Here is a 21,827-nt window from a genome sequence, read left to right on the forward strand (position 1 = left end):
CGGCCCAAAGGCGTCCCCCACCCATGTTCCAGATCATCGGCATCGTCCTGCTGTTCGCGCTGGTCTTCGGCAGCTACATCATCTCCGGCGGCAAGATGGACGTGATCATGCACGCCCTGCCCCACGAGATGATGGCCATCGGCGGCGCCGGCGTGGCCGCGTTCCTGATCTCCAACTCGATGACCGTGATCAAGGGCGTCGGCGGCGGCATGGCCAAGGTGTTCTCCGGTCCCAAGTGGAAGCCGGCCGACTATCGCGACCTGCTGAGCCTGCTGTTCCAGCTGACCAAGACGATGAAGTCCAAGGGCGTTATCGCCCTGGAGGCGCACATCGAGAAGCCGGCCGACAGCACCATCTTCTCGCGTTACCCGAAGCTGATGAAGGACCACTTCGCCATCGACTTCATCTGCGACACGCTGCGCATGATGACCATGAACCTGGAGGACCCCCACCAGGTCGAGGACGCGATGGAGAAGCAGCTGGAGAAGCACCACCACGAGGCGCTGGCCCCGTCGCACGCCCTGCAGAACATGGCCGACGCCCTGCCAGCCCTGGGCATCGTGGCCGCCGTTCTGGGGGTCATCAAGACCATGGGCTCGATCACCGAGCCGCCGGCCGTCCTGGGCGGCATGATCGGCGGCGCCCTGGTCGGCACCTTCCTCGGCGTGTTCTTGGCCTATGGCCTGGTGGGTCCGTTCGCGGCCCGCATGAAGGACGTGATCGAGGAGGAAGGCGCATTCTACAAGATCATCCAGTCGGTACTGGTGGCACATCTGCACGGCAACGCCGCCCAGATCTCCGTGGAGATCGGCCGCGGCGACATCCCGACTTCCGCCCAGCCCAGCTTCCTGGAGCTGGAAGCCGCCCTGCAGGCCCTGCCGACCGAGGCTTAAGAGCGCTCACGGGCGCTGGCCGCGCATTAAGAGTCTCTAACTTGCGCGGCCTGTCGAACGGCGCAATCGTCGCCGCAAGTCATAACAGACAGGGGCAGACGTCCATGACCACCGAACTGATCCGCAAGCTGGCCATGGCCGGCGCCGTCGCGGCCGCCCTGGGCCTGTCGGCCTGCGGCAAGTCGGAGACTTCCGAAGGCGGCGAAAGCCATTCGGCCACGCAGCAGCCGGCCGGCACCACCACCGAGGAAGCCGCCGCCGCCGCCCGAGCCGCCGCCGAGGACGCCAGCACCGTGGCCGCGCCGTCGGACGCGCCCGCCGACGCCGCAGCCCCGGCCGATGCTCCGGCCACGGCTGAAAAGCCGGCGGAGGAGAAGCCTCACGCCGACGAAAAGGCTCACTAGGCCTTCAAGCTAGACTACAGGTCCTCGATACGCTCCAGGCGCGCGCGTCTGGAGCGCCTTTGCAATCGAAGCCAACGCCGCGCATGCGGCTCAATGCTCGGCCATGCGATCAGGGCGGCGAAGCCCAGCATGACCAAAATCGCCAGAGATAAGTTCACGTCCTACTCCCGCCCCTAAACAGGATTGCGGAGACGCTATCATGGTTAAGGGCGAATTCACCATGAATCCGTGACGCCATAGGCGTTTGCGGCGTCCGTAGTTTAAAAGCCGGGCGTGAAATGACCGAAAAATCCGCTTCCTCTCCCCTATCCTGGCGCGACGACGGCCTGCCGGCCTCGCGGCTGTATGGCGACGTCTATTTCTCCAGCGACGACGGGCTGGCCGAGACCGAGGCGGTGTTCCTGCAGGGCTGCGGCCTGCCCGACGGTTGGCGCGGCCGCGACCGGTTCGTAGTGGGGGAGCTGGGTTTCGGCACCGGGCTGAACATTGCCGCCCTGCTGGATCTGTGGCGGCGGGAGCGGCCGGCGGATGGGCGGTTGCACATCTTCTCCATCGAGGCGCACCCGATCACGGCGGAGGAAGCCGCCCGCGCCCTGTCGCGCTGGCCGCGCATCGCCGAGGCGTCGCAGGCCCTGATCGACCGCTGGCCAGGCCAGGCGGCGGGCTTTCATCGCGTGGAGCTGCCGGAGTTCAGGGCCGTGCTGGACTTGGCCGTCATGGACGCCGCGGCGGCGCTGGCGAGTTGGAGCGGCATGGCCGACGCCTGGTTCCTGGACGGCTTCTCCCCCGCCCTGAACCCCGCCATGTGGAGCGATGAGGTCCTGGCCCTGGTGGCGCAGCGGTCCGCCCCCGGCGCGCGAGCCGCGACCTTCACCGTGGCGGGACAGGTGCGGCGCGGCCTGACGGCGGCGGACTTCACGGTGGAGAAGAAGCCGGGCTATGGCCGCAAGCGCGAGCGGCTGGAGGCGTATCTGCCAACGGGGATGGCCGAGGGCCGAAAGGCGCGCTCTCGCGTCGCGGTCATCGGCGGCGGGATCGCCGGCGCCTCGGCGGCGCAGGCTGTCCGGGCGCTGGGCGGCGAGGCGGTCATCGTCGATCCACGCGGTCTGGGCGGCGCGGCGTCTGGCAATCCGGCGGCTCTGGTCACGCCCCGGCTGGACGCCGGCGACGGCCCGGCGGGCCGCCTGTTCGCCCAGGCCATGCGGCGGGCGGCGGCGCTCTATGAGGCCATCCCCGGCGCGGTGATCGCCAAGGGCGTGCTGCAACTGGAGGCCAAGGAGAAGGACAGCCCGCGTTTCGACCGCATCGCCGCCTCCCCGCTGTTCGAGCCCAGTGCGATGACGCGGCTGGACGGCGATGCGACAGCGGCGGTGCTGGGCGAGGCGGAGGCGCCCGGCGCGCTGAGGCTGGAGGAGGCCTTGGTCATCCAGCCGGCCGCCGCCCTGGCGGCCTGGGCCGGGGAAGTCATCCAGACCGAGGTTTCGGCGTTGGAGCGATCCGGCGACGGCTGGCGGCTGCTGGACGCCGAGGGTGGAGAGATCCTGACGTCGGATGCGGTGATCCTGGCGGCGGGCATGGGGTGCCAAACCCTCCTGCCGGAGACGCCGTTGCAGCCGGTGCGGGGGCAGGCCAGCTTCACCGACGCGGTTCCGGCCCCAGCGGCGGCGGCCTTCGGCGGCTATGTGATCCCGACGCGAGAGGGCGGCGTGCTGTTCGGCGCCACCCACGACCGCGACGTGACGGACGAGGCGCGGCGCACCGAGGACGACGCCCGCAATCTGGCCGTCCTGGCCGCCCGCGCGCCGCGCCTGGCCGAGCGTCTGACCGGCGTGCCGCTGCAATCACGCGCCGCCGTCCGGGCGACCACGCCGGACCGACTGCCCTCCGCCGGAGCGGTGGGCGATGGGCTCTATCTTTTGACCGGCATGGGGTCGCGCGGGTTCTGCGCCGCGCCGCTGCTGGCTGAGCATCTGGCGGCGCTGATCGTCGGCGCGCCCTCGCCTTTGCCGCGCGAGCTGGCGGCGGCGGTCAACCCAGGGCGGTTCGCGGCGAGACGCCCGTAACCCACTGACGACACGCGATTTTGTCGCAGGCGTGAGGCGCGCGGTTAAGACAATGGTTGTTCTCCGTGCCCTATGGTGAGGCTCGATTCGATCACCGCCTTTCTGGGGTAAGGCCAATGTCCGCGACGCCGCAAATCACCACCGACACCGTCAGCGCCATTCTGAAGGCCCTGACCGCGGAGATGGCCATCGCCTCCCAGTCGTGCTGCCACCTGGATGACGCCCTGGGCCGCATCCTGGAGGCCACGCCGCCGGAAGGCCGCATGGCGGTGATGCAGGAACTGCACACGGTGGACATGCTGGCCCAGCGGATCACCGCCATGGCCGACTTCACCCACAAGCTGTCCCAGACCCTGGGCCAGGACACCGGCCTGGACGTGAACGCCGCCCTGGCCACCATCACCCTGGGCGAGGTGGCCGAGCGGATGCGCGCCTCAATCGAGACCGCGGCGGCCTAGGGCGTCATCTGCCTTGTAGGGAGCGTGTGCTGAAGCCAGGGCCTATAGCGCCCTCGAGGCCAGCGTCAGCGGTCTTCTGCATAGGAGAGAATGGTGGACGCGACAGGGATTGAACCTGTGACCCCCTCGATGTCAACGAGGTGCTCTCCCGCTGAGCTACGCGTCCGCCGGAGCAACCAAAAGGCTGCGGGAGGCGGGGGATATAGCCCCCGCCTTTTGTCGTGGCAAGCGTGTTTTAAGCCGCCATCATCCGTTCGACCTCGCCCACGATTTCGCGCAGGTGGATCGGCTTGGACAGGACCTTGGCGCCAGCCGGCGTTCGGTCAGCGGCGGCCAGGGCCACGGCGGCGAAGCCGGTGATGAACATGATGCGCATGTCCGGCTGGCGGGCGGCGGCCTGGCGGGCGACCTCGATTCCGTCCATGCCGGGCATGACGATGTCGGTCAGCAGCAGGTCCCAGTTTTCGCCGAGATGGGTGACCGCCTCCTCGCCGTCGGCGCAGGCGGTGACTTCGTAGCCGGCGCGCTCCAGAGCGCGGGCGAGAAAGCCGCGCAGGGAGTCGTCGTCTTCGGCGAGCAGGATCTTGGGCATGGGTTTATGAGCTCGATGAGAGATTCGTAGGCTATTCTAGGCCACGGTCCGTAAATCGCCCATAAAGCCCGGCGGCTATCCACAGGCCTGCGACTCTTTAACCTTAACGGACGCGGACGAACCTTGAGCACGGCGCCCCTGACCGCAGACGAGAACGGGCCGCCCACGGCGCCGTTCGAGGTGCTGCGCGCGGGATCGCCGCCGCCGACGCCGGTTGTCTTCGCCTCGCCCCACTCCGGCCGGGTCTATCCGGACGAGATGATGGCCGCCTCGGCCCTGGGGCCGCACGACATCCGGGTGTCCGAGGACGCCTTCGTGGACGAACTGATCGCCCCGGCTCCGGCCAAGGGCGCGGCGGTGATCCAGGCCACCTTCGCCCGGGCCTATGTGGACCTGAACCGCGAGGCCTGGGAGCTGGACCCCGGCATGTTCGAGGACGAACTGCCGGAATTCGCCCGCGGCCGATCGGCGCGCGTGGCGGCGGGCCTGGGCTCCATCGCCCGCGTGGTGGCGGAAGGCCGCGAAATCTATTCGCGCAAGCTGAGCTTCGCCGAGGCCAAGCGGCGGATCGAAACCGCTCACGGCCCGTATCACGACGCCCTGGGCCAACTGCTGGCCGAGGCGCGGGCGACACACGGGGTGGCGGTGCTGATCGACTGGCACTCCATGCCCTCGGCCGCCGCAGGGAGCCCTGTGAAGGGGGCCAAGCCTACCGACATCGTCCTGGGCGACCGGTACGGATCGTCCTGCGCGCCGGAGCTGACCCGCCTGGCGGAGAAGACGCTCATCGCCCTGGGCTACCGGGTGGCGCGCAACGCGCCCTATGCCGGCGGCTGGACCACCGAGCACTATGGCCGGCCGCACCTGCGGACCCATGCGCTGCAGATCGAGCTGAGTCGCGCGCTCTATATGGACGAGAAGACCCTGACGGCCACGGACGGGCTGAAACGCCTGCGTCGCGACATCGGCCGGCTGACGGAGGCCGTGGCGGCCACGGACTGGTCGAAACTGCGCTAAACGCCGCAATTTCGCTGCTTATCGCCTCCAGGCTGGGCCTCAGACCAAAAAAAAGCGGCGCCAAACGGCGCCGCAGTTCATTAGGGAGGAAACGCCCAGGAAGGGCAGAGGCGACAGCGCCGCCTCACAAGGATGTTTATAGGGTGCGGCGCACAAAGCATCAAGCGCTTTTTTGCACTCGAATGCAGAAAATTCTTCGGACACTTTCAGAAACCCTTACGTATCAATGGGTATCTCTGCAGTTCCGTTCTCCCATTGGAATCCAAGGTTTTTGCTGCACCGCAGCATTTGCTCAAATCTGCAGCAGTCAACGGAAGAGCCTGAAAAATAAGCGCTTTCTCGATGACACCGGTGGCATTGCAATAGACAGCGCTGTCATGGCCTTGGGCGCTGCACTGGCGTATCTCCGCGCTTTCAGGTAGAAGCCCGCGCCTTCTCCCAATCCGCGCTCCCGAAAGTCCGCACTCTTATGTCTATGCGAAACATCGCCATCATCGCGCACGTCGACCATGGCAAGACGACTCTGGTCGATCAGCTGCTTGCCCAGTCCGGCGTGTTCCGAGCCAACGAGGCGACGACCGAGCGCGCGATGGACTCCAATGACCAGGAGCGCGAGCGCGGCATCACCATCCTCGCCAAGTGCACGTCCGTCATGTGGAACGGCAAGGCCGGCGAGACCCGCATCAACATCATCGACACGCCCGGCCACGCCGACTTCGGCGGCGAGGTGGAGCGGATCCTGGGCATGGTGGACGGCTGCGTCATCCTGGTGGACGCCGAAGAGGGCGTCATGCCCCAGACCAAGTTCGTGCTGACCAAGGCGCTGAAGATGGGCCTGCGCCCGATCCTCTGCATCAACAAGGTCGACCGCCCGCACGCCGATCCGGACCGGGTCCACCTGGAGACGATCGACCTGTTCGAAGCCATCGGCGCTACGCCGGAGCAGCTCGACTTCCCGCACATCTACGCCTCGGGCCGCAACGGCTGGGCGACGATGGACCTGAACGAGAAGTCCGACACCCTCGCGCCGCTGTTCGACCTGATCGTCGACCACGTTCCGCCGCCGGCCGTGGCCGAGAACAAGGACAAGCCGTTCCGCATCCTGAACGTGCTGATCGAGAGCGATCCGTTCCTGGGCCGCATCCTCACGGGCCGCATCGAGAGCGGCAAGGCCGTCCCCGGCATGGCCATCAAGGCCCTGGACCGCGACGGCAAGCAGATCGAGCAAGGCCGCATCACCAAGGTGCTGGCCTTCCGCGGCCTGAAGCGCCAGCCGCTGGACGAAGGCTCGGAAGCCGGCGACATCGTCGCCATCGCGGGCATGTCCAAGGCCACCGTGGCCGACACCCTGTGCGCCCTGGAAGTGATGGAGCCGCTGGACGCCCAGCCGATCGATCCGCCGACCATCTCCATGACCGTGGGCGTGAATGACAGCCCGCTGGCCGGCCGCGAAGGCGACAAGGTCCAAAGCCGCGTCATCCGCGACCGCCTGCTGAAGGAAGCCGAGGCCAACGTCGCCATCCGCGTGAGCGAGACCCCGGGCGCCGACGCCTATGAAGTCGCCGGCCGCGGCGAACTGCAGCTCGGCGTGCTGATCGAGAACATGCGCCGCGAAGGCTTCGAGCTGTCGATCTCGCGTCCGCGCGTGGTCTATCAGACCGGCGAGAACGGCGAGCGTCTGGAGCCGATCGAAGACGTGGTCATCGACGTGGACGACGAGTTCACCGGCGTGGTCATCGAGAAGCTGTCGACTCGCAAGGCCGAGCTGAAGGACATGGGTCCGTCGGGCGCCGGCAAGACCCGCATCCAGCTGGCCTGCCCGTCGCGTTCGCTGATCGGCTACCAGGGCGAGTTCCTGACCGATACGCGTGGTTCGGGCGTGCTGAACCGCGTGTTCAGCCACTATGAGCCGTACAAGGGCCCGATCGAAGGCCGCCCGAAGGGCGTGCTGGTCTCCAACTCCGACGGCGACACGGCGGCTTACGCCCTGTGGAACCTGGAAGAGCGCGGCGTGATGTTCGTCGGCGCCGGCGAGAAGACCTATCTGGGCATGATCATCGGCGAGAACTCGCGTTCGGACGACCTGGACGTGAACCCGATCAAGGGCAAGCAGCTGACCAACGTCCGCGCCTCGGGCAAGGACGAGGCCGTGCGCCTGACCCCGCCGCGCCGTCCGTCGCTGGAGCAGGCCATCGCCTATATCGAGAGCGATGAGCTGGTCGAGGTGACGCCGAAGTCGATCCGCCTGCGCAAGCAGGTGCTGAACCCGTCCTTCCGCAAGCGTCGCGCCAAGGACGACTAAGATCAAAGGCCCCGGCGAAAGCCGGGGCCTTTTTCGTTCAGGCCATGGCCGGAGCGGGAGAGCGGCGCTCAAGCGCCACGCTCCACCAGGCGACCAGCAGGCCGGCCAGGGGAACCAGGGCCGAGACCCAGGTGACCGCGCCCAGGCCCGGGCCATGGTCGATCACCGTCCCGCCCAGCCAGGCGCCGAAGGCGTTGCCCAGGTTGAAGGCCCCGATGTTGAGGCTCGAGGCCAGGCTCTGGCCCGCCCCGCCCGCCTGCTCCAGCACCCGAAGCTGCAGGGGCGCGACCGTAGCGAAGGCGGCGATCCCGAACAGGCCGGTGAACAGCACGGCGGGAATCTTGGCCTGGAAGGCGAAGGTCAGGGCGACCAGCATCACCGCCAGCAAGGCCAGCGTCCCCATCAGAGCCTGCATCAGCCGCTTGTCCGCCCAGCGGCCGCCCAGCAGATTGCCCACCGCCAGCCCGCCGCCGAACACCAGCAGGATCGGCGAGACAGCCGCCTCCGAGAAACCGGTGATGCGGGTCAGGATCGGCTGGATGTAGGTGAAGACCGCGAACACGCCCGCGAAGCCCATCACGGTCATCAGCAGGCCAAGCAGGACCTGCGGCCGGGCGAGGACGGCGAATTCCTCCTTCAGCGGCCCGGGCTGGGGCTTTTCCTTGTCGGCGGGGACGAAGACCGCCAGCACCACGGCGGCGACCAGACCGATGGCGGCCACCGCCCAGAAGGTGGAGCGCCAGCCGAATTGCAGACCCAGCCAAGCGCCGAACGGCACGCCCATCAGGGTGGCGATGGTCAGGCCCGTGAACATGATCGAGATGGCCGAAGCCTTGCGTTCCGGCGGCACCAAACTGGTGGCCACCACCGCCCCGACGCCGAAGAAGGTGCCATGGGCCAGGGAGGTCAGGATCCGCGCGGCCATCAGCAGGCCGTAGGACGGGGCGACCGCGCAGGCGATGTTGCCGAGGGTGAAGATGATCATCAGGGCGATCAGCACCGCCTTTCGCGGCATGCGGCGGGTGGCGATGGTCAGCAGCGGCGCGCCCAGGAAAACTCCGAAGGCGTAGCCGGAGATCAGCAGCCCTGCCTGCGAGATGCTGACGCCGAGGTCGGCGGAGACCTGCAGGAGCAGGCCCATGATGACGAATTCAGTGACCCCGATGCCGAAGGCGCCGGCGGTCAGGGCGAAGAGAGCTATGGGCACGGCGGCCTCCTGAAACAGCAAGTCGAGCGCAGGTGGAGCCGTTGGTGTTTGTGAACTAGATTGCCGGTCGGAAAACCATCTGTGAGTTCAATTCACCATGGCGCGGCAGGACCTGAATCGCTCCGGAGAGATGGAGGTCTTCGCCCGGGTGGTTGAGCTGGGCGGTTTTTCCGCCGCCGCGCGCAGCCTGGGCATGACGCCGTCGGCGGTGAGCAAGCTGATGAGCCGGCTGGAGGCCCGCCTGGGCGCGCGGCTGATCAACCGCTCCACCCGCAGCCTGCAACTGACGGCGGAGGGCGACGCTTTCTTCCAGCGGGCGGTGAAGGTGCTGGCCGACATCGCCGAGGCCGAACGCGAAGCAGGCGTGGGAGCCGTTCCGCGCGGCCGCGTGCGGGTGAACTGCAACATCCCCTTCGGCCATCATTACCTGCTGCCCCTGGTTCCCCGCTTCCTGGCCGCTTATCCGGAGGTGCAGCTCGACATCACCCTGATCGACCATGTGGTGGTGGACCTGATGCAGGAGCGGGCGGACGTGGCGATCCGCACCGGACCCTTGCGTGAGTCGCAGTTGATCGCGCGCAAGCTGGGGACCAGCCGGCTGTCGGTGGTCGCCTCGCCCGACTATCTCGCCCGCCATGGCACGCCGAAGACCCTGGCGGAGCTGGAGGAGCACAATCTGCTGGCCTTCAACTTCAGCCGCATCCTCAGCGGATGGCCTTTCCTCGACGGCGAGGGGGGGAATGTCAGCACGCCGGTGGCCGGAAACCTGCGGATCAGCGACGGGGAGTCCCTGCGGCAGCTCACCCTGGCTGGAGCGGGCGTGGCGCGGCTGGCGCATTTCCATGTGGGGCGCGACATCGCCGCCGGTCGGCTGGTTCCGATTCTCGAAGACCTGAATCCCGGCGACACCGAGGAGGTGTTCGCCGTCTTCATCGGCCAGGACGGCCGCCTGCCGGCGCGGGTGCGGGCGTTCATCGACTTCCTGGCGCAGGAAGTCCGCTTCTAGCCGAACAGGTCGCCCTGCGGTCCGGCGTCGGGCTTGCCGCCTTCGATGACCAGCATCTTGAGCTTGGTGTTGGAGCCGCCGGGGGCGGAGAAACCGCCCAGCTTGCCGCCCGCCGCCATGACGCGGTGGCAGGGCATGACGATGGGAAACGGGTTGGCCCCCATGGCCTGGCCGACGGCGCGGGATAACGTGATGTCTCCCAAGTCGCGGGCGATGTCGCCATAGGTGCGGATCTGGCCCGGCTGGATTCGCATGGCGACGGCGTAGATGCGGCGGTGGAATTCCGGCACGTCGGACATATCGAGCGGGGCGGCGGACAGGTCCACCTTCTCGCCCCGCATCAGGCGCACGATGTCGTCGATCACCGCCTGGATGCGTGGCGGCGGAGCGACCTCCTCCGCATCTGGAAACCGGTTCAAAAGACGGCGCAAGGCGTAGGCGGGATCGTCGTCCGGCAGGCGCAGCCCCTTGATGCCGCCGTCGCCCCACGCGATCGCGCAGCGGCCGATGTCGGTGTCGAAGAAGGCGTAGGCGATGCCGGACATAACGAGGAGCCTACACCCCTCGCCCGTCCGTTTCCGCCCGCAAGTTGCGGTTTTCGGACTCCGTAGCGCCTAGCGGCGACGGAAGAGTCCCAGAAGCGCCAGCAGCACGATGGCGCCGAGGGTGGAGATCACTAGGCTGCCGATCCAGCCACCCCAGCTGATGCCCAGCACGTTGGCGATGAAGGCGCCGAGGAAGGAGCCGACCAGACCCACGATCAGGTTGGTCAGCAGGCCGTGCTCGCGCTTCATGACCTGTTCGGCGATCCAGCCGGCCAGAATGCCGATGATGATCGCGCCGATGATGCCTACGCCGCTCATTGGAGTTCGCTCCCGCGTTTCCTGAAACCCGAGGCAGGAATGCGCGAGCTGCGGTCAAGGTTGCGGCTAGAGCTTCATCTCCATCCAGACGTCGGCCCGAACATAGGGCGACGAGGACGGCGGCAGATGCACGAACCCCACCGACTCGTAGAGAGTCAGAGCCGGGGTGAGGTGAGAGCTGCTTTCCAGATAGAGACGCGGCGCGCCCAGTTCGCGAGCCTTGTGGATGCAGGCCTCCATGAGCTTGCGGGCATAGCCCTTGCCCTGCATCCGCTCGTCCACGGCCATCTTGCCGACCTCGTAGCCGCCGTCCTCCATGGGGATCAGGGCGACGCACCCCACGGTCTCGCCGTCGGCCTCGGCCATGAAGATGCGGCCGCCCTTGTCGAGAATGGCGGGACCAGGATTGTCGAGCACCAGCCGGTCCTTCGCCTCGATGACGAAGAACTTGGTCAGCCAGGCCTCGTTGAGGACGCGCCAGGCCTCGGCGTGACGGGGCTCGAATTCGACGATCTGCATGGGTGGTGTTTGCGCTTTGAGGGCGCGCCGGACAAGAGCCTCTCCTCCCCCGTAGGCTTCGCTACGGGGCAGGAGAAGAATTAGATCGTCGCCCCGCCGTCGCAGACGATGGCCTGGCCGGTGACGAAGTTGCCCGCCGCCGAGGCGAGGAACACCGCCGCGCCGGCGATCTCGTCCGGCTCTCCGATACGGCGCAGGGGCACGCCCTCAGTGGCGCGGCGCAGGGTGTCGGGGTTCTCCCACAGGGCCTTGGCGAAGTCGGTGCGGATCAGGCCAGGGGCGATGCAGTTCACCCGCACATTGTCGGGGCCAAACTCGTGGGCGTAGTTGCGGGCGAGCTGGAAGTCCGCCGCCTTGGAGACGTTGTAGGCCCCGATGATCGGCGAGCCGCGCAGGCCGCCGATGGACGACACCACGATGATCACCCCGTCCTTACGCTGGCGCATCTCGGGCGCGACCATGCCGATCAGCCAGTGATTGGCCAGGACGTTGTTCTCGAAGATCTTGCGGAACTGGTCGTCCTCGATCCCGCCCATGGGGCCGTAATAGGGATTGGTCGCGGCGTTGCAGACCAGCACGTCGATCTTGCCAAAGGCCTTGCGGGTCTCGTCCGCCAGGCGCTGCAGATCCTCCTTGGAGGAGATGTTGGCGGGGATGGCGACGGCGGTCCCGGCGCCGTGGGCGGCGTTCAGCGCCTCGGCGACCTCTTCGCAGGGGCCGGCCTTGCGCGAGGAGATGACGACCTTGGCCCCCTGCTCGGCCATGCGCTCGGCGATGGCCTTGCCGATGCCGCGCGAGGAGCCGGTGATGATCGCAACCTTGCCGGTCAGGTCGAAGAGGTGGGCCATGGACGCGCTCCCTTAAACGCTTGTTTGATTGAGCGGCAACCTGCGGGGAGATGGACGCTGGGTCAAGCGGCGCGCGAAATCACCCCCTGGGGAAATTCCCGAGAGGTTGGAAGGGCGGCGGAGCGGCCTGACCTTTGTCAGGCGATGTGTGTTTTGGAGTGCCGGGTTCGACGCAGGTCGTTCCGCTCCGCGCGAGCCGTTATCCGGGAGCTGTCGGTAGGCAGCGCTCTTAGCGCTTAGCCGACGAAGCCTCCGACGGGCGGGTGGGATCAGCGTTCCCAGCCCCGGACCGCGTGAGTAACCCCCTCACGCCTGCTGCGCGCCGCCGATGTCACGTCGCTTTGGGGCAAGAGCAGTGTCCGGAAAGGCGGAAGCCCCTCCTTCTCACCACCGACGGTCGCGCTTCCCGCTCGACCGCATCCCCTCCACGACACAGCGCTGGCCGCGCGCCCTTCCCGTGATGGGGACGATCAGGAGCTTACGGGAGGGCGGAATGGGGGCGGATAAGTTCGCCGATTTCCCCGCCTCACATCCGTCTTCCTAGGCCTTGTGCCTAGGACCCAGAGACTCCGTGGCGGCCTTGGATGGTGCGGGGGTGACCGCCGCAGTCCAACGGGATGCTCAGCCGTTTCTGGGCCCTAGGCACAAGGCCTAGGGTGACGGAGATTAGGAACCGTCGCAATCACCCTCACCCCTGCCCCTCTCCCATCGAGGGAGAGGGGGAGTTACCGACAAATCCGATACCGGCTGCGGTCCAGGTGCAGGTGGTCCGCGTGGGCGGCGTTGTAGTCGGGGCTGAGGGTGGAGCCGAATAGCTTGCAGGCGCCGTCGCGGACGGCGCGCAGGAAGCGGCCCTCGGCGTTCTCGTCCCGGAAGTCCGAGGCGATGGTGAGGCGGCGGCCGTCCACGAGCCGGAAGCCGGCGATGTCGACCGCGTTGGCGGTGGCGTGATTGCTGGGGCGTGCGCCCTCGCGCCCATAGACGGTGCGGCAGGCATAGGTCCCGTAGTGATCGACACGACCCAGCGGCTGGCCGAAGGCGATCTGGGCGGCGGGAGCCGCCACCTGCCGTTCCCACAGGGCGTAGGTGAGGGCCAGGCCGCAGGTCATCAGCGGACCGGGCGGCGACAGGCTGGCGCCGCCGGTGATGCGGACGCCGTCGCGGGTGGAGCAGAAGCCCTGTTCGCGTAGAGGGACCTCGCTGAAGGTCAGGCCGCCGTCGGTAAGGGCGGCGCGGCAGGCGGCGGGATCGTCCGCGAGGCTCGCCAGCTTTCGCGCCGTGGCCATGCCGATGGGCTGCTCCAGGCTGAACGGCTTCCACGGCAGGTCCTGCGGCGGCGCATATCGATCCACCCCCGCGAACACGATGATCGCCATCAGGGCGAAATCGAGCAGGGCCGCGCCAAGGCCAGCCAGGGCAAGGGTTTCGGGCGATGCGGGCTTCACAGGGAGGCAACGCGGCCCGGCGCAGGCGGTTCGCCATGGGTGGGCTTCCTCGTCGAGGCGGGCTAGACCGCCGCGCATGACGACCGAGACTCCCGCCAGTTGGCGCGACCTGATGGCGCCCGGGCTGGCCCTGCGCTTTGGCCTGCTGTGCCTGGGCATCTGGCTGAACGCCGCCGACACCCTGGTGACCGTGACCATCATGCCGAGCGTGGGTCAGGATCTGGGCGGGTATCAGTACTTCGGCTGGGCGGTGGCGGCGTACCTGCTGGGCTCGATCATCGCGGGGGCGGCGGCGGGGCGGCTGTCCATGGTGCTGGGCCTGCGGCAGGCGACGCTGGTGGCGGGCGGGGCCTATGTGATCGGCTGCCTGGCCAGCGCGGTCGCGCCGGACTTCCTGACCTTCGTCCTGGGCCGGCTGGTGCAGGGCCTGGGCGCGGGCGGCATCGTGGCTCTGTGCTACGTGGCTATCGCGGTGATGTTCCCGCAGCGCCTGTGGGGCAAGGTGTTCGGGGCGATCAGCGCCGTGTGGGGCGTGGCCACGGTGCTTGGCCCGCTGGTGGGCGGGGTGTTCGCGGAGCTGGGTTTCTGGCGCGGGGCGTTCTGGATGTTCGTGGTCCAGGGCTCGGTGTTCGTGGCGGCCTCGGCCCTGCTGATGGAGAAGGGCGACCGGACGGAGCGGTCCGGCGGCGTGCCCGTCCCGCAGCTTCTGGTGCTGACCGTGGCGGTGGGGATGATCGCCTCGGCCGGGATCGTGACCCGGCCAGTGATCGGCGGCGCCCTGGCGTTGTTCGGGGTGGTGGTCATGGCCAGCCTGCTGCGGGTGAACGCGCGGGCGCGAACGCCGCTGCTGCCGCGATCGGCCGGGGACCTGCGCCGGGCGGCGGGGGCCGGCTATTTCATGATCTTCGCCCTGGAGGCGGCGGCCATCGGCCTGTCGGTCTATGGCCCGGCCTTCATCCAACGGCAGCACGACGCCTCGCCCCTGTTCGCGGGCTATGTGGTCAGCGCCATCGCCGGCGGCTGGACGATCACCGCCCTGCTGGCCGCCGTCGTGCCGCATAGGCTGGACGGGATCATGATCCGGCTGGGGGCGACCTGCGTCATGCTGGGCACGGTGTGGAGCGCCTGGACCCTGCCGCACCGGTCGGTGGCGGAGATCTTCGCGTCGCTGCTGCTGGTCGGCTGCGGCTTCGGCCTGGCCTGGGGTCCGACGGCCAAACGGATCATCGGCGCCCTGCCCAGCGATGAGCAGGCCATGGGCTCGTCCTCGATCCCCACCGCCCAGATGATCGGCGGCGCGGCGGGCGCGGCCGGCATCGGCGCGGCGGCCAATGCGCTGGGCTTCGCGCACGGGATCGAACCGTCGACGGCGACCGCCGTGGGGTCTTGGCTGTTCGGAGCGCTGATCCCGCTATCACTGGCCGGCTGGCTAGCGGCGCTGCGGCTGGGCGGGATGAAACAGTAATCCTCCCCCTGTGGGGGAGGTGTCCCGAAGGGACGGAGAGGGGGAGGATTTAAGCTCAAGCCTCCGCCAGGGCCGCCGCCTCCACGACCTTGACCACGTCGGCCATGATCTCGGTGAGCTTGAAGTCCTTGGGCGTGTAGACGCGGGCGACGCCCATCTGCTTGAGGATCAGGCTGTCTTCCGGCGGGATGATGCCGCCGACCACCACCGGGATGTCGTGCAGGCCCTCGGCCCGCATCAGGCGCACCACCTCCTGCACCAGATCGAGGTGCGAGCCCGACAGGATCGACAGGCCGACCACATGGGCGCGGCTTTCCCTGGCGCGGCGGACGATCTCATCCGGCGTGGAGCGGATGCCGTCATAGAGCACTTCCATGCCGACGGCGCGGGCGCGGGTGGCGATCTGCTCGGCGCCGTTGGAGTGACCGTCCAGGCCCGGCTTGCCGATCAGGTAGGTGAGTTGGCGGCCCAGGGCCTGCGACACCCGCTCCACCTCGCGGCGGACGGATTCCAGGTCCTCATCCCCGTCGCTGGAGACGATCAGGGAGACGCCGGTGGGGCCGCGGTATTCGCCGAACACTTCACGCAAGGCGAAGGACCATTCGCCCGTGGTAACCCCCGCCTTCGCGGCGGCGATGGAGGCCGGCATGATGTTGCGGCCGTCGGCGGCGCAGGTCTTCAGTTCGGTCAGGGCGGTCTCGACGGCGGCGTTGTCGCGCTGGGCCCGCCAGGCTTTCAGGGCGGCGACCACATCGGCCTCGAGTTTCGGATCGACGGTCTCGATGGCGCTTTCGCCGGCCGACAGGGGCGAGGCCTCGCTGTCGGTCCAGCGGTTGACGCCGACCACCACCTGTTCGCCGGTCTCCACCGCACGGACGCGTTCGGCGTTCGAGGCCACCAGGGCCGCCTTCATATAGCCGATGGCGGCGGCCGAACCGCCCATGGCGTCGATGCGGGCCAGCTCCTCCAGCGCCCCGGCCTTCTGCTCGGCGACCTTGGCCTCGACCACATGGGAGCCCGCGAACAGGTCCTCGTACTCCAGCAGGTCGGTCTCGTAGGCCAGGACCTGCTGCATGCGCAGGGACCACTGCTGGTCCCAGGGGCGCGGCAGGCCGAGCGCCTCGTTCCAGGCGGGCAGTTGCAGGGCGCGGCAGCGGGCGTCCTTGGACAGGGTCACCGCCATGGCTTCGAGCAGGATGCGATAGACGTTGTTCTCGGGCTGCGGCTCGGTCAGGCCCAGGCTGTTGACCTGCACACCATAGCGGAAGCGGCGGGCCTTGGGGTCCTGGACGCCGTAGCGATCGCGCAGGATCTCGTCCCACAGCTGGGTGAAGCTGCGCATCTTGCACAGCTCGGTGACGAAGCGGACGCCGGCGTTGACGAAGAAGCTGATGCGCGAGCAGACAACCTCGAAGTCCTCGTCCGGGACCTGGCCGCCGGCGCGGACGGTGTCGAGGACGCTGATGGCGGTGGCCAGGGCGAAGGCCAGCTCTTGCTCCGGCGTCGCGCCGGCCTCCTGCAGGTGGTAGCTGCAGACGTTCATGGGGTTCCACTTGGGAACCTCGCGGTAGCACCAGGCGATCATATCGCCGATCAGCCGCAGGCTGGGCTCCGGCGGGAAGATGTAGGTCCCGCGCGACAGGTATTCCTTGATCAGGTCGTTCTGAGTGGTGCCCTGCAGCAGCTTGCGGTCGGCGCCCTGCTCGTCGGCCAGGGCCACATAGAGCGACAGCAGCCAGGCCGCCGGGGCGTTGATGGTCATCGAGGTGTTCATCCGCTCCAGCGGGATGCCCTCGAACAGGGTGCGCATGTCGCCCAGGTGGCCGACCGGCACGCCGACCTTGCCCACCTCGCCCCGCGCCAGGATGTGGTCGGCGTCGTAGCCCGTCTGGGTCGGCAGGTCGAAAGCCACCGACAGACCCGTCTGCCCCTTGGCCAGGTTGGAGCGGTAGAGGGCGTTGGACTTGGCCGCCGTGGAGTGGCCCGCATAGGTGCGGAAAATCCACGGCGCATCCTTGGCGTGCTGGAAAGGCTTGTCTGACAACGGCTCGCTCCCTACCGCAGCGCAATATCGGCTTCTTCGTCCATGCTGCGATGCAAAAACAGTCTTGCCAGTTTCAAAGAGTTGTCAAACACTCGTTGGCGTCAGAGCGGCGAGGAACACGCTGAAACTGGCGGAATGACGGATCAGATCAATGATCCGCGTCGAGCACCCAAGCGTTCGATCCATGTTGCAGCGCAGAAGCGGAAGGGAGCCGCGCGATGACGACCGACACGGTCGACAAGACCGAGCTGAAGGACCTGTACGAGATCGGAGAGATCCCGCCGGCCTTCCACGTGCCCAAGACCATGTACGCCTGGACCGTCCGCAAGGAACGGCACGGCCGCCCCGCGACCGCCATGCAGGTGGAGGTCGTGCCGACCTGGGAGATCGGCGAGGACGAGGTGCTGGTGCTCGTGATGGCCGCTGGCGTGAACTACAACGGCGTGTGGGCCACTCTGGGCGAACCGATCAGCCCGCTGGACGGGCACAAGCAGCCCTATCACATCGCTGGATCGGACGCCTCGGGCGTGGTCTGGGCGGTAGGGTCCAAGGTCAAGCGCTGGAAGCTGGGCGACGAGGTTGTCATTCACTGCAATCAGGACGACGGCGACGACGAGGAGTGCAACGGCGGAGATCCGATGTACTCGTCCAGCCAGCGAATCTGGGGCTACGAGACGCCGGACGGCAGCTTCGCCCAGTTCTGCCGCGTGCAGTCGCGCCAATTGATGCAGCGGCCCCGGCATCTGACCTGGGAGGAGGCCGCCTGCTACACCCTGACGCTCGCCACCGCCTACCGGATGCTGTTCGGGCACAAGCCGCATGAGCTGAAGCCCGGCCAGAACGTGCTGGTCTGGGGCGCGTCCGGCGGCCTGGGCGTGTTCGCCGTGCAGTTGGCCGCCGTGGCCGGGGCGCACGCCATCGGCGTGGTCAGCGACGACGACAAGATCGACTTCGTCAAAAGCCAGGGCGCCAAGGCGGTTCTGAACCGCAAGGCGTTCAACTGCTGGGGCCAGTTGCCGACCGTGAACGGGCCGGAATTCTCCGACTACATGAAGGAGACCCGCAAGTTCGGCAAAGCCATCTGGCAGATCACCGGCAACAGGGACGTGGACCTGGTGTTCGAGCACCCGGGCGAGTCCACCTTCCCCGTATCGGTCTTCTTGGTGAAGCGGGGCGGCATGGTCGCCATCTGCGCCGGGACCAGCGGCTACAACCTGACCATGGACGCGCGCTTCCTGTGGATGCGGCAGAAGCGGGTTCAGGGCAGCCACTTCGCCAACCTGATGCAGGCCAGCGCCGCCAACCAGCTGGTCATCGACCGTCGCATCGACCCCTGCCTGTCGGAGGTCTTTCCCTGGAACGACATCCCGGCGGCTCACGAGAAGATGCTCGACAACAAGCACCTGCCCGGAAACATGGGCGTGCTGGTCTGCGCCCAACGGCCGGGCCTGCGCACCTTCGAGGAGGTGCTGGAGCTGTCGGGCGCCTGAGGGGAACGCAAGCGCGCCAGGGCCGCTTCATCCCCTGACGAGGGTCGGGAGGACGAGATGGCGGATGCCCCCTGGTGGCGCGGCGCGGTGGTCTATCAGGTCTATGTCCGCAGCTTCCTGGACAGCGATGGGGACGGACACGGCGACCTGCCGGGCCTGATCTCCAGACTGGACTACATCAAGAGCCTGGGCGTGGACGCGATCTGGCTGTCGCCGATCCACCCGTCGCCGAACCGCGACTGGGGCTATGACGTCAGCGACTATGAGGACGTCCATCCCGACTACGGGACCCTGGCCGATTTCGACGCCCTGCTGACGGCGGCGCATGGGTGCGGGATCAAGGTGCTGCTGGACGAGGTTCTGGCCCACACCAGCGACGAACACCCCTGGTTTCAGGAAAGCCTGCGTAGCCGGGATAATCCGAAGTCCGACTGGTACGTCTGGGCGGAGACCAAGCCGGACGGAACGCCGCCGAACAACTGGCTGGCGGCGTTCGGCGGTCCGGGTTGGTCCTATCAGCCGGCCCGGCGCCAGCACTTCCATCACCGCTTCCTGCGGCAGCAGCCGAAGCTGAACTGGCATAATCCGGACGCCCGGCAGGCGGCGCTGGACGTGCTGGATTTCTGGCTGAAGCGGGGGGCGGACGGGTTCCGTCTCGACACCACCAACTGCTACCTGCACGACCCCGATCTGGCGGACAATCCGCCCGAGCCGATGGAGAGCCGGACACGCTGGCACTGGGGCCATGCGGCGCATCTTCAACGGCACCTGCACGACAGCAACCGCCCCGACAACATCACCGCCATGGAGGCGGTGCGGCGGACGGTGGAGCGGCATCCCGACCGCTTTGTCTTTGGCGAGTTCTTCGAAGAGCCGGCTCTGTCCGGCGGCCTGGCGGCGCCGGATGTGGGGCTGCATTCCGGCTACAGCTTCCCCCTGCTGATCGCTTCGGAGCTGGAGCGGGCTTTCCTGACCCAGCACTATCAACTGTTGTCGGAGCATGCGGACCATTGGCCCTGCATCGCCTTCTCCAACCACGACATCGTGCGGACGGTGACGCGGTTCGGCGGGACGAACGCCGGGCCGAAGCTGGCGCGGATGATGCTGGCCCTGCTGTTGAGCCTGCGCGGGACGATCCTGCTCTATCAGGGCGAGGAGTTGGGCTTGCCGGAGGCGGACCTGACCCGGGACCAGCTGCGCGATCCCATGGGCGATCTCTATTACCCGGTGGCCAAGGGGCGGGACGGCTGCCGCACGCCGATGCCGTGGAGGCCGGACCGGAATTTCGGCTTCACCAGCGGGACACCTTGGCTGCCCGCCGCCAAGGAGCACGTGGGGCTGACCGTGGCGGAGCAGGAGAGCGACGACGGCTCCACCCTGAACTTCGCTCGTCGCCTGATGAAGGTGCGCAACGCCTCTCCCGCCCTGCGCCTGGGCGCACTGAGCTTCATCGACGCCCCGGCGCCGATCCTTGCCTATGAGCGGAGCGAGGGAGACGAGCGTATCGTCTGCGTCTTCAACCTGAGCGCCGCGGTCGTGGATTGGGAGACGAAGCTGTCGGGCGAGACCCTGGCTGCGACGGGCGAGGCTGAAGCTGAAGCCGGCGCATGGCGCCTCGGCCCCTACGCCGCCCACATCGTGCGCGTGCACTGAACAACGGCCACTTACGCCCCTAGCCGCCCTCGCCTCGATCGGCCTAAGCTCGCGCAAAACGCGGGGAGCGTCGCATGGGTTGGGTTCGCAATACGGCCTTGGCTGGCCTGGGTGTCGTGGTGGTGGTCGGCGCGGTGGTGGCGGTGCGGACCGTGACCTTCAAGCCGCCGGCCGAGGTCGATCCTGCGTCGTCGAACCTGCCCCGGGCGCGCAACGTGGACGCCGCCCGCGCCGCCGACCACCTGTCGCAGGCCATCCGCTTCCAGACCATCAGCCACCAGGACCCGGCCGAGAACCAGATTCCCGAGTGGGACAAGCTGCACGCCTGGCTGCAGGCCACCTATCCCGCCGCCCATGCGCGGATGACGCGCGAGACGGTGGCGGGGCAGGCGCTGGTCTACACCTGGCGCGGCAGCGACCCGAGCCTGCGCCCCGCGATCCTGATGGCGCACCAGGACGTAGTGCCGGTGACCGCCGGGACCGAAGGCGACTGGAAGCATCCGCCGTTCGAGGGCCGCATCGCCGACGGGGCGGTCTGGGGGCGCGGAGCGATCGACGACAAGGGCTCCCTGATCGCCCTGTTCGAGGCCATGGAGACCCTGGCGGCCGGCGGGTATCAGCCCCGGCGCACCATCATCCTGGTCAGCGGCCATGACGAGGAGGCCGGCGGCTCCGGCGCCAAGGCGGCGGCGGCCCTGCTGAAGGCGCGCGGCGTGCAGGCGCACTTTGTCCTCGACGAGGGCATGGCGGTGATCGCCGACCACCCGGTCACCGGCGGCAAGGTCGCCCTGATCGGCACGGCGGAGAAGGGCTACGGCACACTGACCGTGACGGCCAAGGCGCCGGGCGGCCATTCGTCCACCCCGCCCAAGGAGACGGGGGTCGAGACCCTGTCCAAGGCGGTGCTGGCGATCACGGGCGATCCCTTCCCCCTGCGTTTCGCCGGGCCGGGGGCGGACATGCTGAAGGCCCTGGCGCCGCTGGCGTCGCCCATTGTGAAAGTGGCGGCGGCCAACACCTGGCTGTTCTCGCCGCTTCTGGTCAGTGAAACGGCCAAGACCCCGGCGGGGGCGGCCATGCTGCACACCACCATCGCCCCGACCATGCTGAAGGGCAGCCCCAAGGAGAACGTCCTGCCGCAGGACGCCACGGCGTGGATCAACTACCGCATCGCGCCGGGCGATACCTCCGCCTCTGTCATGGCGCGAGCCAAGGCGGCGGTGGGCGACCTGCCGGTTGTCCTGTCCTGGGTGAAAACTCCGATCGAGCCGTCGGGCGTCGCATCCACGGATTCGGACGCCTGGAAGACCATCGCCGGCGTGGCGGCGGCCGAGACCGGCGCGCCGGTGGCCCCCGCCCTGGTCGTGGCGGGCACCGACAGCCGCTACATGACCCCCGTGTCGGACGCGACCTACCGCTTCCAGCCCATCGAACTGGGCCAGAAGGAGCTGGCCATGATCCATGGCACCAACGAGCACATCGCCATCGCCGATGTGGGCAAGATGGTGCGGTTCTACATGCGGCTGGTGGAGACGGCGGCGCGCTGAAAAGCTAAAGG

General features: G+C 68.1%; 19 protein-coding genes and 1 tRNA gene. 11 read left to right on the forward strand and 9 right to left on the reverse strand.

Going from position 1 to position 21,827, the window contains the following annotated elements; all coding sequences use genetic code 11:
• Positions 1–23 precede the first annotated feature (23 nt).
• The 4 genes from motA to P7B02_RS05435 all read left to right on the forward strand — a co-directional run bounded on the left by motA (position 24) and on the right by P7B02_RS05435 (position 3,818).
• A complete protein-coding gene (motA, locus tag P7B02_RS05420; protein ID WP_277785305.1) occupies positions 24–893 on the forward strand; it encodes a flagellar motor stator protein MotA in 870 nt (289 codons plus the stop codon).
• A gap of 104 nt (positions 894–997) precedes the next feature.
• Positions 998–1,297 carry a hypothetical protein gene (locus P7B02_RS05425; protein ID WP_277785306.1) on the forward strand — a complete coding sequence of 100 codons (300 nt, stop codon included), beginning with the start codon at positions 998–1,000 and terminating at the stop codon, positions 1,295–1,297.
• A gap of 278 nt (positions 1,298–1,575) precedes the next feature.
• Positions 1,576–3,360 (forward strand): FAD-dependent 5-carboxymethylaminomethyl-2-thiouridine(34) oxidoreductase MnmC, encoded by a 1,785-nt coding sequence (gene mnmC, locus P7B02_RS05430; protein ID WP_277785307.1) that lies wholly within the window; start codon positions 1,576–1,578, stop codon positions 3,358–3,360.
• A 116-nt stretch (positions 3,361–3,476) separates the two neighbouring features.
• Positions 3,477–3,818, forward strand: coding sequence for a hypothetical protein (locus P7B02_RS05435; protein ID WP_277785308.1), 342 nt, complete (start codon positions 3,477–3,479; stop codon positions 3,816–3,818).
• A 91-nt stretch (positions 3,819–3,909) separates the two neighbouring features.
• On the opposite strand, the gene P7B02_RS05440 is transcribed toward P7B02_RS05435, so the two are convergent.
• Positions 3,910–3,984: transfer RNA gene (locus P7B02_RS05440), tRNA-Val, on the reverse strand.
• A 69-nt stretch (positions 3,985–4,053) separates the two neighbouring features.
• Positions 4,054–4,410: a cell cycle two-component system response regulator CpdR gene (gene cpdR, locus P7B02_RS05445; RefSeq protein ID WP_277785309.1), complete on the reverse strand. Its 357-nt coding sequence runs from the start codon at positions 4,408–4,410 to the stop codon at positions 4,054–4,056.
• A 123-nt stretch (positions 4,411–4,533) separates the two neighbouring features.
• Here cpdR and P7B02_RS05450 point away from each other — a divergent pair, with 123 nt between their 5' ends.
• Complete coding sequence (locus tag P7B02_RS05450) at positions 4,534–5,427, forward strand: N-formylglutamate amidohydrolase (RefSeq protein WP_277785310.1); 894 nt, start codon at positions 4,534–4,536, stop codon at positions 5,425–5,427.
• 469 nt (positions 5,428–5,896) lie between these two features.
• Positions 5,897–7,729 carry a translational GTPase TypA gene (gene typA / locus P7B02_RS05455; protein ID WP_277785311.1) on the forward strand — a complete coding sequence of 611 codons (1,833 nt, stop codon included), beginning with the start codon at positions 5,897–5,899 and terminating at the stop codon, positions 7,727–7,729.
• 37 nt (positions 7,730–7,766) lie between these two features.
• Here typA and P7B02_RS05460 read toward each other — a convergent pair whose 3' ends face one another.
• Positions 7,767–8,936, reverse strand: coding sequence for an MFS transporter (locus tag P7B02_RS05460; protein ID WP_277785312.1), 1,170 nt, complete (start codon positions 8,934–8,936; stop codon positions 7,767–7,769).
• A 130-nt stretch (positions 8,937–9,066) separates the two neighbouring features.
• On the opposite strand from P7B02_RS05460, the gene P7B02_RS05465 reads away from it, so the two are divergent.
• On the forward strand, positions 9,067–9,942 hold the full coding sequence (locus P7B02_RS05465) for a LysR family transcriptional regulator (protein WP_277785313.1): 876 nt from the start codon (positions 9,067–9,069) through the stop codon (positions 9,940–9,942).
• Here the strand turns inward: P7B02_RS05465 and P7B02_RS05470 are convergent.
• The 5 genes from P7B02_RS05470 to P7B02_RS05490 all read right to left on the reverse strand — a co-directional run bounded on the left by P7B02_RS05470 (position 9,939) and on the right by P7B02_RS05490 (position 13,695).
• Positions 9,939–10,487 carry a methylated-DNA--[protein]-cysteine S-methyltransferase gene (locus P7B02_RS05470; RefSeq protein WP_277785314.1) on the reverse strand — a complete coding sequence of 183 codons (549 nt, stop codon included), beginning with the start codon at positions 10,485–10,487 and terminating at the stop codon, positions 9,939–9,941. The genes P7B02_RS05465 and P7B02_RS05470 overlap by 4 nt on opposite strands.
• 69 nt (positions 10,488–10,556) lie before the next feature.
• On the reverse strand, positions 10,557–10,805 hold the full coding sequence (locus tag P7B02_RS05475) for a GlsB/YeaQ/YmgE family stress response membrane protein (protein ID WP_277785315.1): 249 nt from the start codon (positions 10,803–10,805) through the stop codon (positions 10,557–10,559).
• A gap of 66 nt (positions 10,806–10,871) precedes the next feature.
• Complete coding sequence (locus tag P7B02_RS05480; RefSeq protein ID WP_277785316.1) at positions 10,872–11,324, reverse strand: GNAT family N-acetyltransferase; 453 nt, start codon at positions 11,322–11,324, stop codon at positions 10,872–10,874.
• 80 nt (positions 11,325–11,404) lie between these two features.
• Positions 11,405–12,172: an SDR family oxidoreductase gene (locus P7B02_RS05485; protein ID WP_277785317.1), complete on the reverse strand. Its 768-nt coding sequence runs from the start codon at positions 12,170–12,172 to the stop codon at positions 11,405–11,407.
• Between the two features lie 725 nt (positions 12,173–12,897).
• Positions 12,898–13,695, reverse strand: a complete 798-nt coding sequence (locus P7B02_RS05490; protein WP_277785318.1) for an extensin family protein — start codon at positions 13,693–13,695, stop codon at positions 12,898–12,900.
• Here P7B02_RS05490 and P7B02_RS05495 point away from each other — a divergent pair.
• Positions 13,694–15,082, forward strand: a complete 1,389-nt coding sequence (locus tag P7B02_RS05495) for an MFS transporter (protein ID WP_277785319.1) — start codon at positions 13,694–13,696, stop codon at positions 15,080–15,082. The genes P7B02_RS05490 and P7B02_RS05495 overlap by 2 nt on opposite strands.
• Before the next feature lie 55 nt (positions 15,083–15,137).
• On the opposite strand, the gene P7B02_RS05500 is transcribed toward P7B02_RS05495, so the two are convergent.
• A complete protein-coding gene (locus P7B02_RS05500) occupies positions 15,138–17,126 on the reverse strand; it encodes a protein meaA (RefSeq protein WP_277785320.1) in 1,989 nt (662 codons plus the stop codon).
• 218 nt (positions 17,127–17,344) lie between these two features.
• On the opposite strand from P7B02_RS05500, the gene ccrA reads away from it, so the two are divergent.
• The 3 genes from ccrA (at position 17,345) to P7B02_RS05515 (ending at position 21,816) form a co-directional block, all read left to right on the forward strand.
• The gene (gene ccrA / locus P7B02_RS05505; protein ID WP_277785321.1) at positions 17,345–18,616 is read left to right on the forward strand and encodes a crotonyl-CoA carboxylase/reductase; all 1,272 of its coding nucleotides are present in this window, start codon (positions 17,345–17,347) and stop codon (positions 18,614–18,616) included.
• A 57-nt stretch (positions 18,617–18,673) separates the two neighbouring features.
• Positions 18,674–20,269, forward strand: a complete 1,596-nt coding sequence (locus tag P7B02_RS05510; protein ID WP_277785322.1) for an alpha-glucosidase — start codon at positions 18,674–18,676, stop codon at positions 20,267–20,269.
• Between the two features lie 74 nt (positions 20,270–20,343).
• The gene (locus P7B02_RS05515) at positions 20,344–21,816 is read left to right on the forward strand and encodes a M20 family peptidase (RefSeq protein ID WP_277785323.1); all 1,473 of its coding nucleotides are present in this window, start codon (positions 20,344–20,346) and stop codon (positions 21,814–21,816) included.
• Positions 21,817–21,827: the final 11 nt, after the last annotated feature.

The organism is Caulobacter segnis, from assembly GCF_029543125.1.
GTDB lineage: Bacteria > Pseudomonadota > Alphaproteobacteria > Caulobacterales > Caulobacteraceae > Caulobacter > Caulobacter segnis_D.

What these genes read in the sequence shown, in the direction of transcription:
- P7B02_RS05425 (WP_277785306.1), top strand. Translation starts at nt 998, where the DNA reads ATGACCACCGAACTGATCCGCAAGCTGGCCATGGCCGGCGCCGTCGCG.
- cpdR (WP_277785309.1), bottom strand. Translation starts at nt 4,410, where the DNA reads ATGCCCAAGATCCTGCTCGCCGAAGACGACGACTCCCTGCGCGGCTTT.
- mnmC (WP_277785307.1), top strand. Translation starts at nt 1,576, where the DNA reads ATGACCGAAAAATCCGCTTCCTCTCCCCTATCCTGGCGCGACGACGGC.
- P7B02_RS05475 (WP_277785315.1), bottom strand. Translation starts at nt 10,805, where the DNA reads ATGAGCGGCGTAGGCATCATCGGCGCGATCATCATCGGCATTCTGGCC.
- P7B02_RS05510 (WP_277785322.1), top strand. Translation starts at nt 18,674, where the DNA reads ATGGCGGATGCCCCCTGGTGGCGCGGCGCGGTGGTCTATCAGGTCTAT.
- P7B02_RS05515 (WP_277785323.1), top strand. Translation starts at nt 20,344, where the DNA reads ATGGGTTGGGTTCGCAATACGGCCTTGGCTGGCCTGGGTGTCGTGGTG.
- P7B02_RS05480 (WP_277785316.1), bottom strand. Translation starts at nt 11,324, where the DNA reads ATGCAGATCGTCGAATTCGAGCCCCGTCACGCCGAGGCCTGGCGCGTC.
- P7B02_RS05465 (WP_277785313.1), top strand. Translation starts at nt 9,067, where the DNA reads ATGGAGGTCTTCGCCCGGGTGGTTGAGCTGGGCGGTTTTTCCGCCGCC.
- P7B02_RS05495 (WP_277785319.1), top strand. Translation starts at nt 13,694, where the DNA reads ATGACGACCGAGACTCCCGCCAGTTGGCGCGACCTGATGGCGCCCGGG.
- typA (WP_277785311.1), top strand. Translation starts at nt 5,897, where the DNA reads ATGTCTATGCGAAACATCGCCATCATCGCGCACGTCGACCATGGCAAG.
- P7B02_RS05490 (WP_277785318.1), bottom strand. Translation starts at nt 13,695, where the DNA reads ATGCGCGGCGGTCTAGCCCGCCTCGACGAGGAAGCCCACCCATGGCGA.
- ccrA (WP_277785321.1), top strand. Translation starts at nt 17,345, where the DNA reads ATGACGACCGACACGGTCGACAAGACCGAGCTGAAGGACCTGTACGAG.
- P7B02_RS05435 (WP_277785308.1), top strand. Translation starts at nt 3,477, where the DNA reads ATGTCCGCGACGCCGCAAATCACCACCGACACCGTCAGCGCCATTCTG.
- P7B02_RS05485 (WP_277785317.1), bottom strand. Translation starts at nt 12,172, where the DNA reads ATGGCCCACCTCTTCGACCTGACCGGCAAGGTTGCGATCATCACCGGC.
- motA (WP_277785305.1), top strand. Translation starts at nt 24, where the DNA reads ATGTTCCAGATCATCGGCATCGTCCTGCTGTTCGCGCTGGTCTTCGGC.
- P7B02_RS05470 (WP_277785314.1), bottom strand. Translation starts at nt 10,487, where the DNA reads ATGTCCGGCATCGCCTACGCCTTCTTCGACACCGACATCGGCCGCTGC.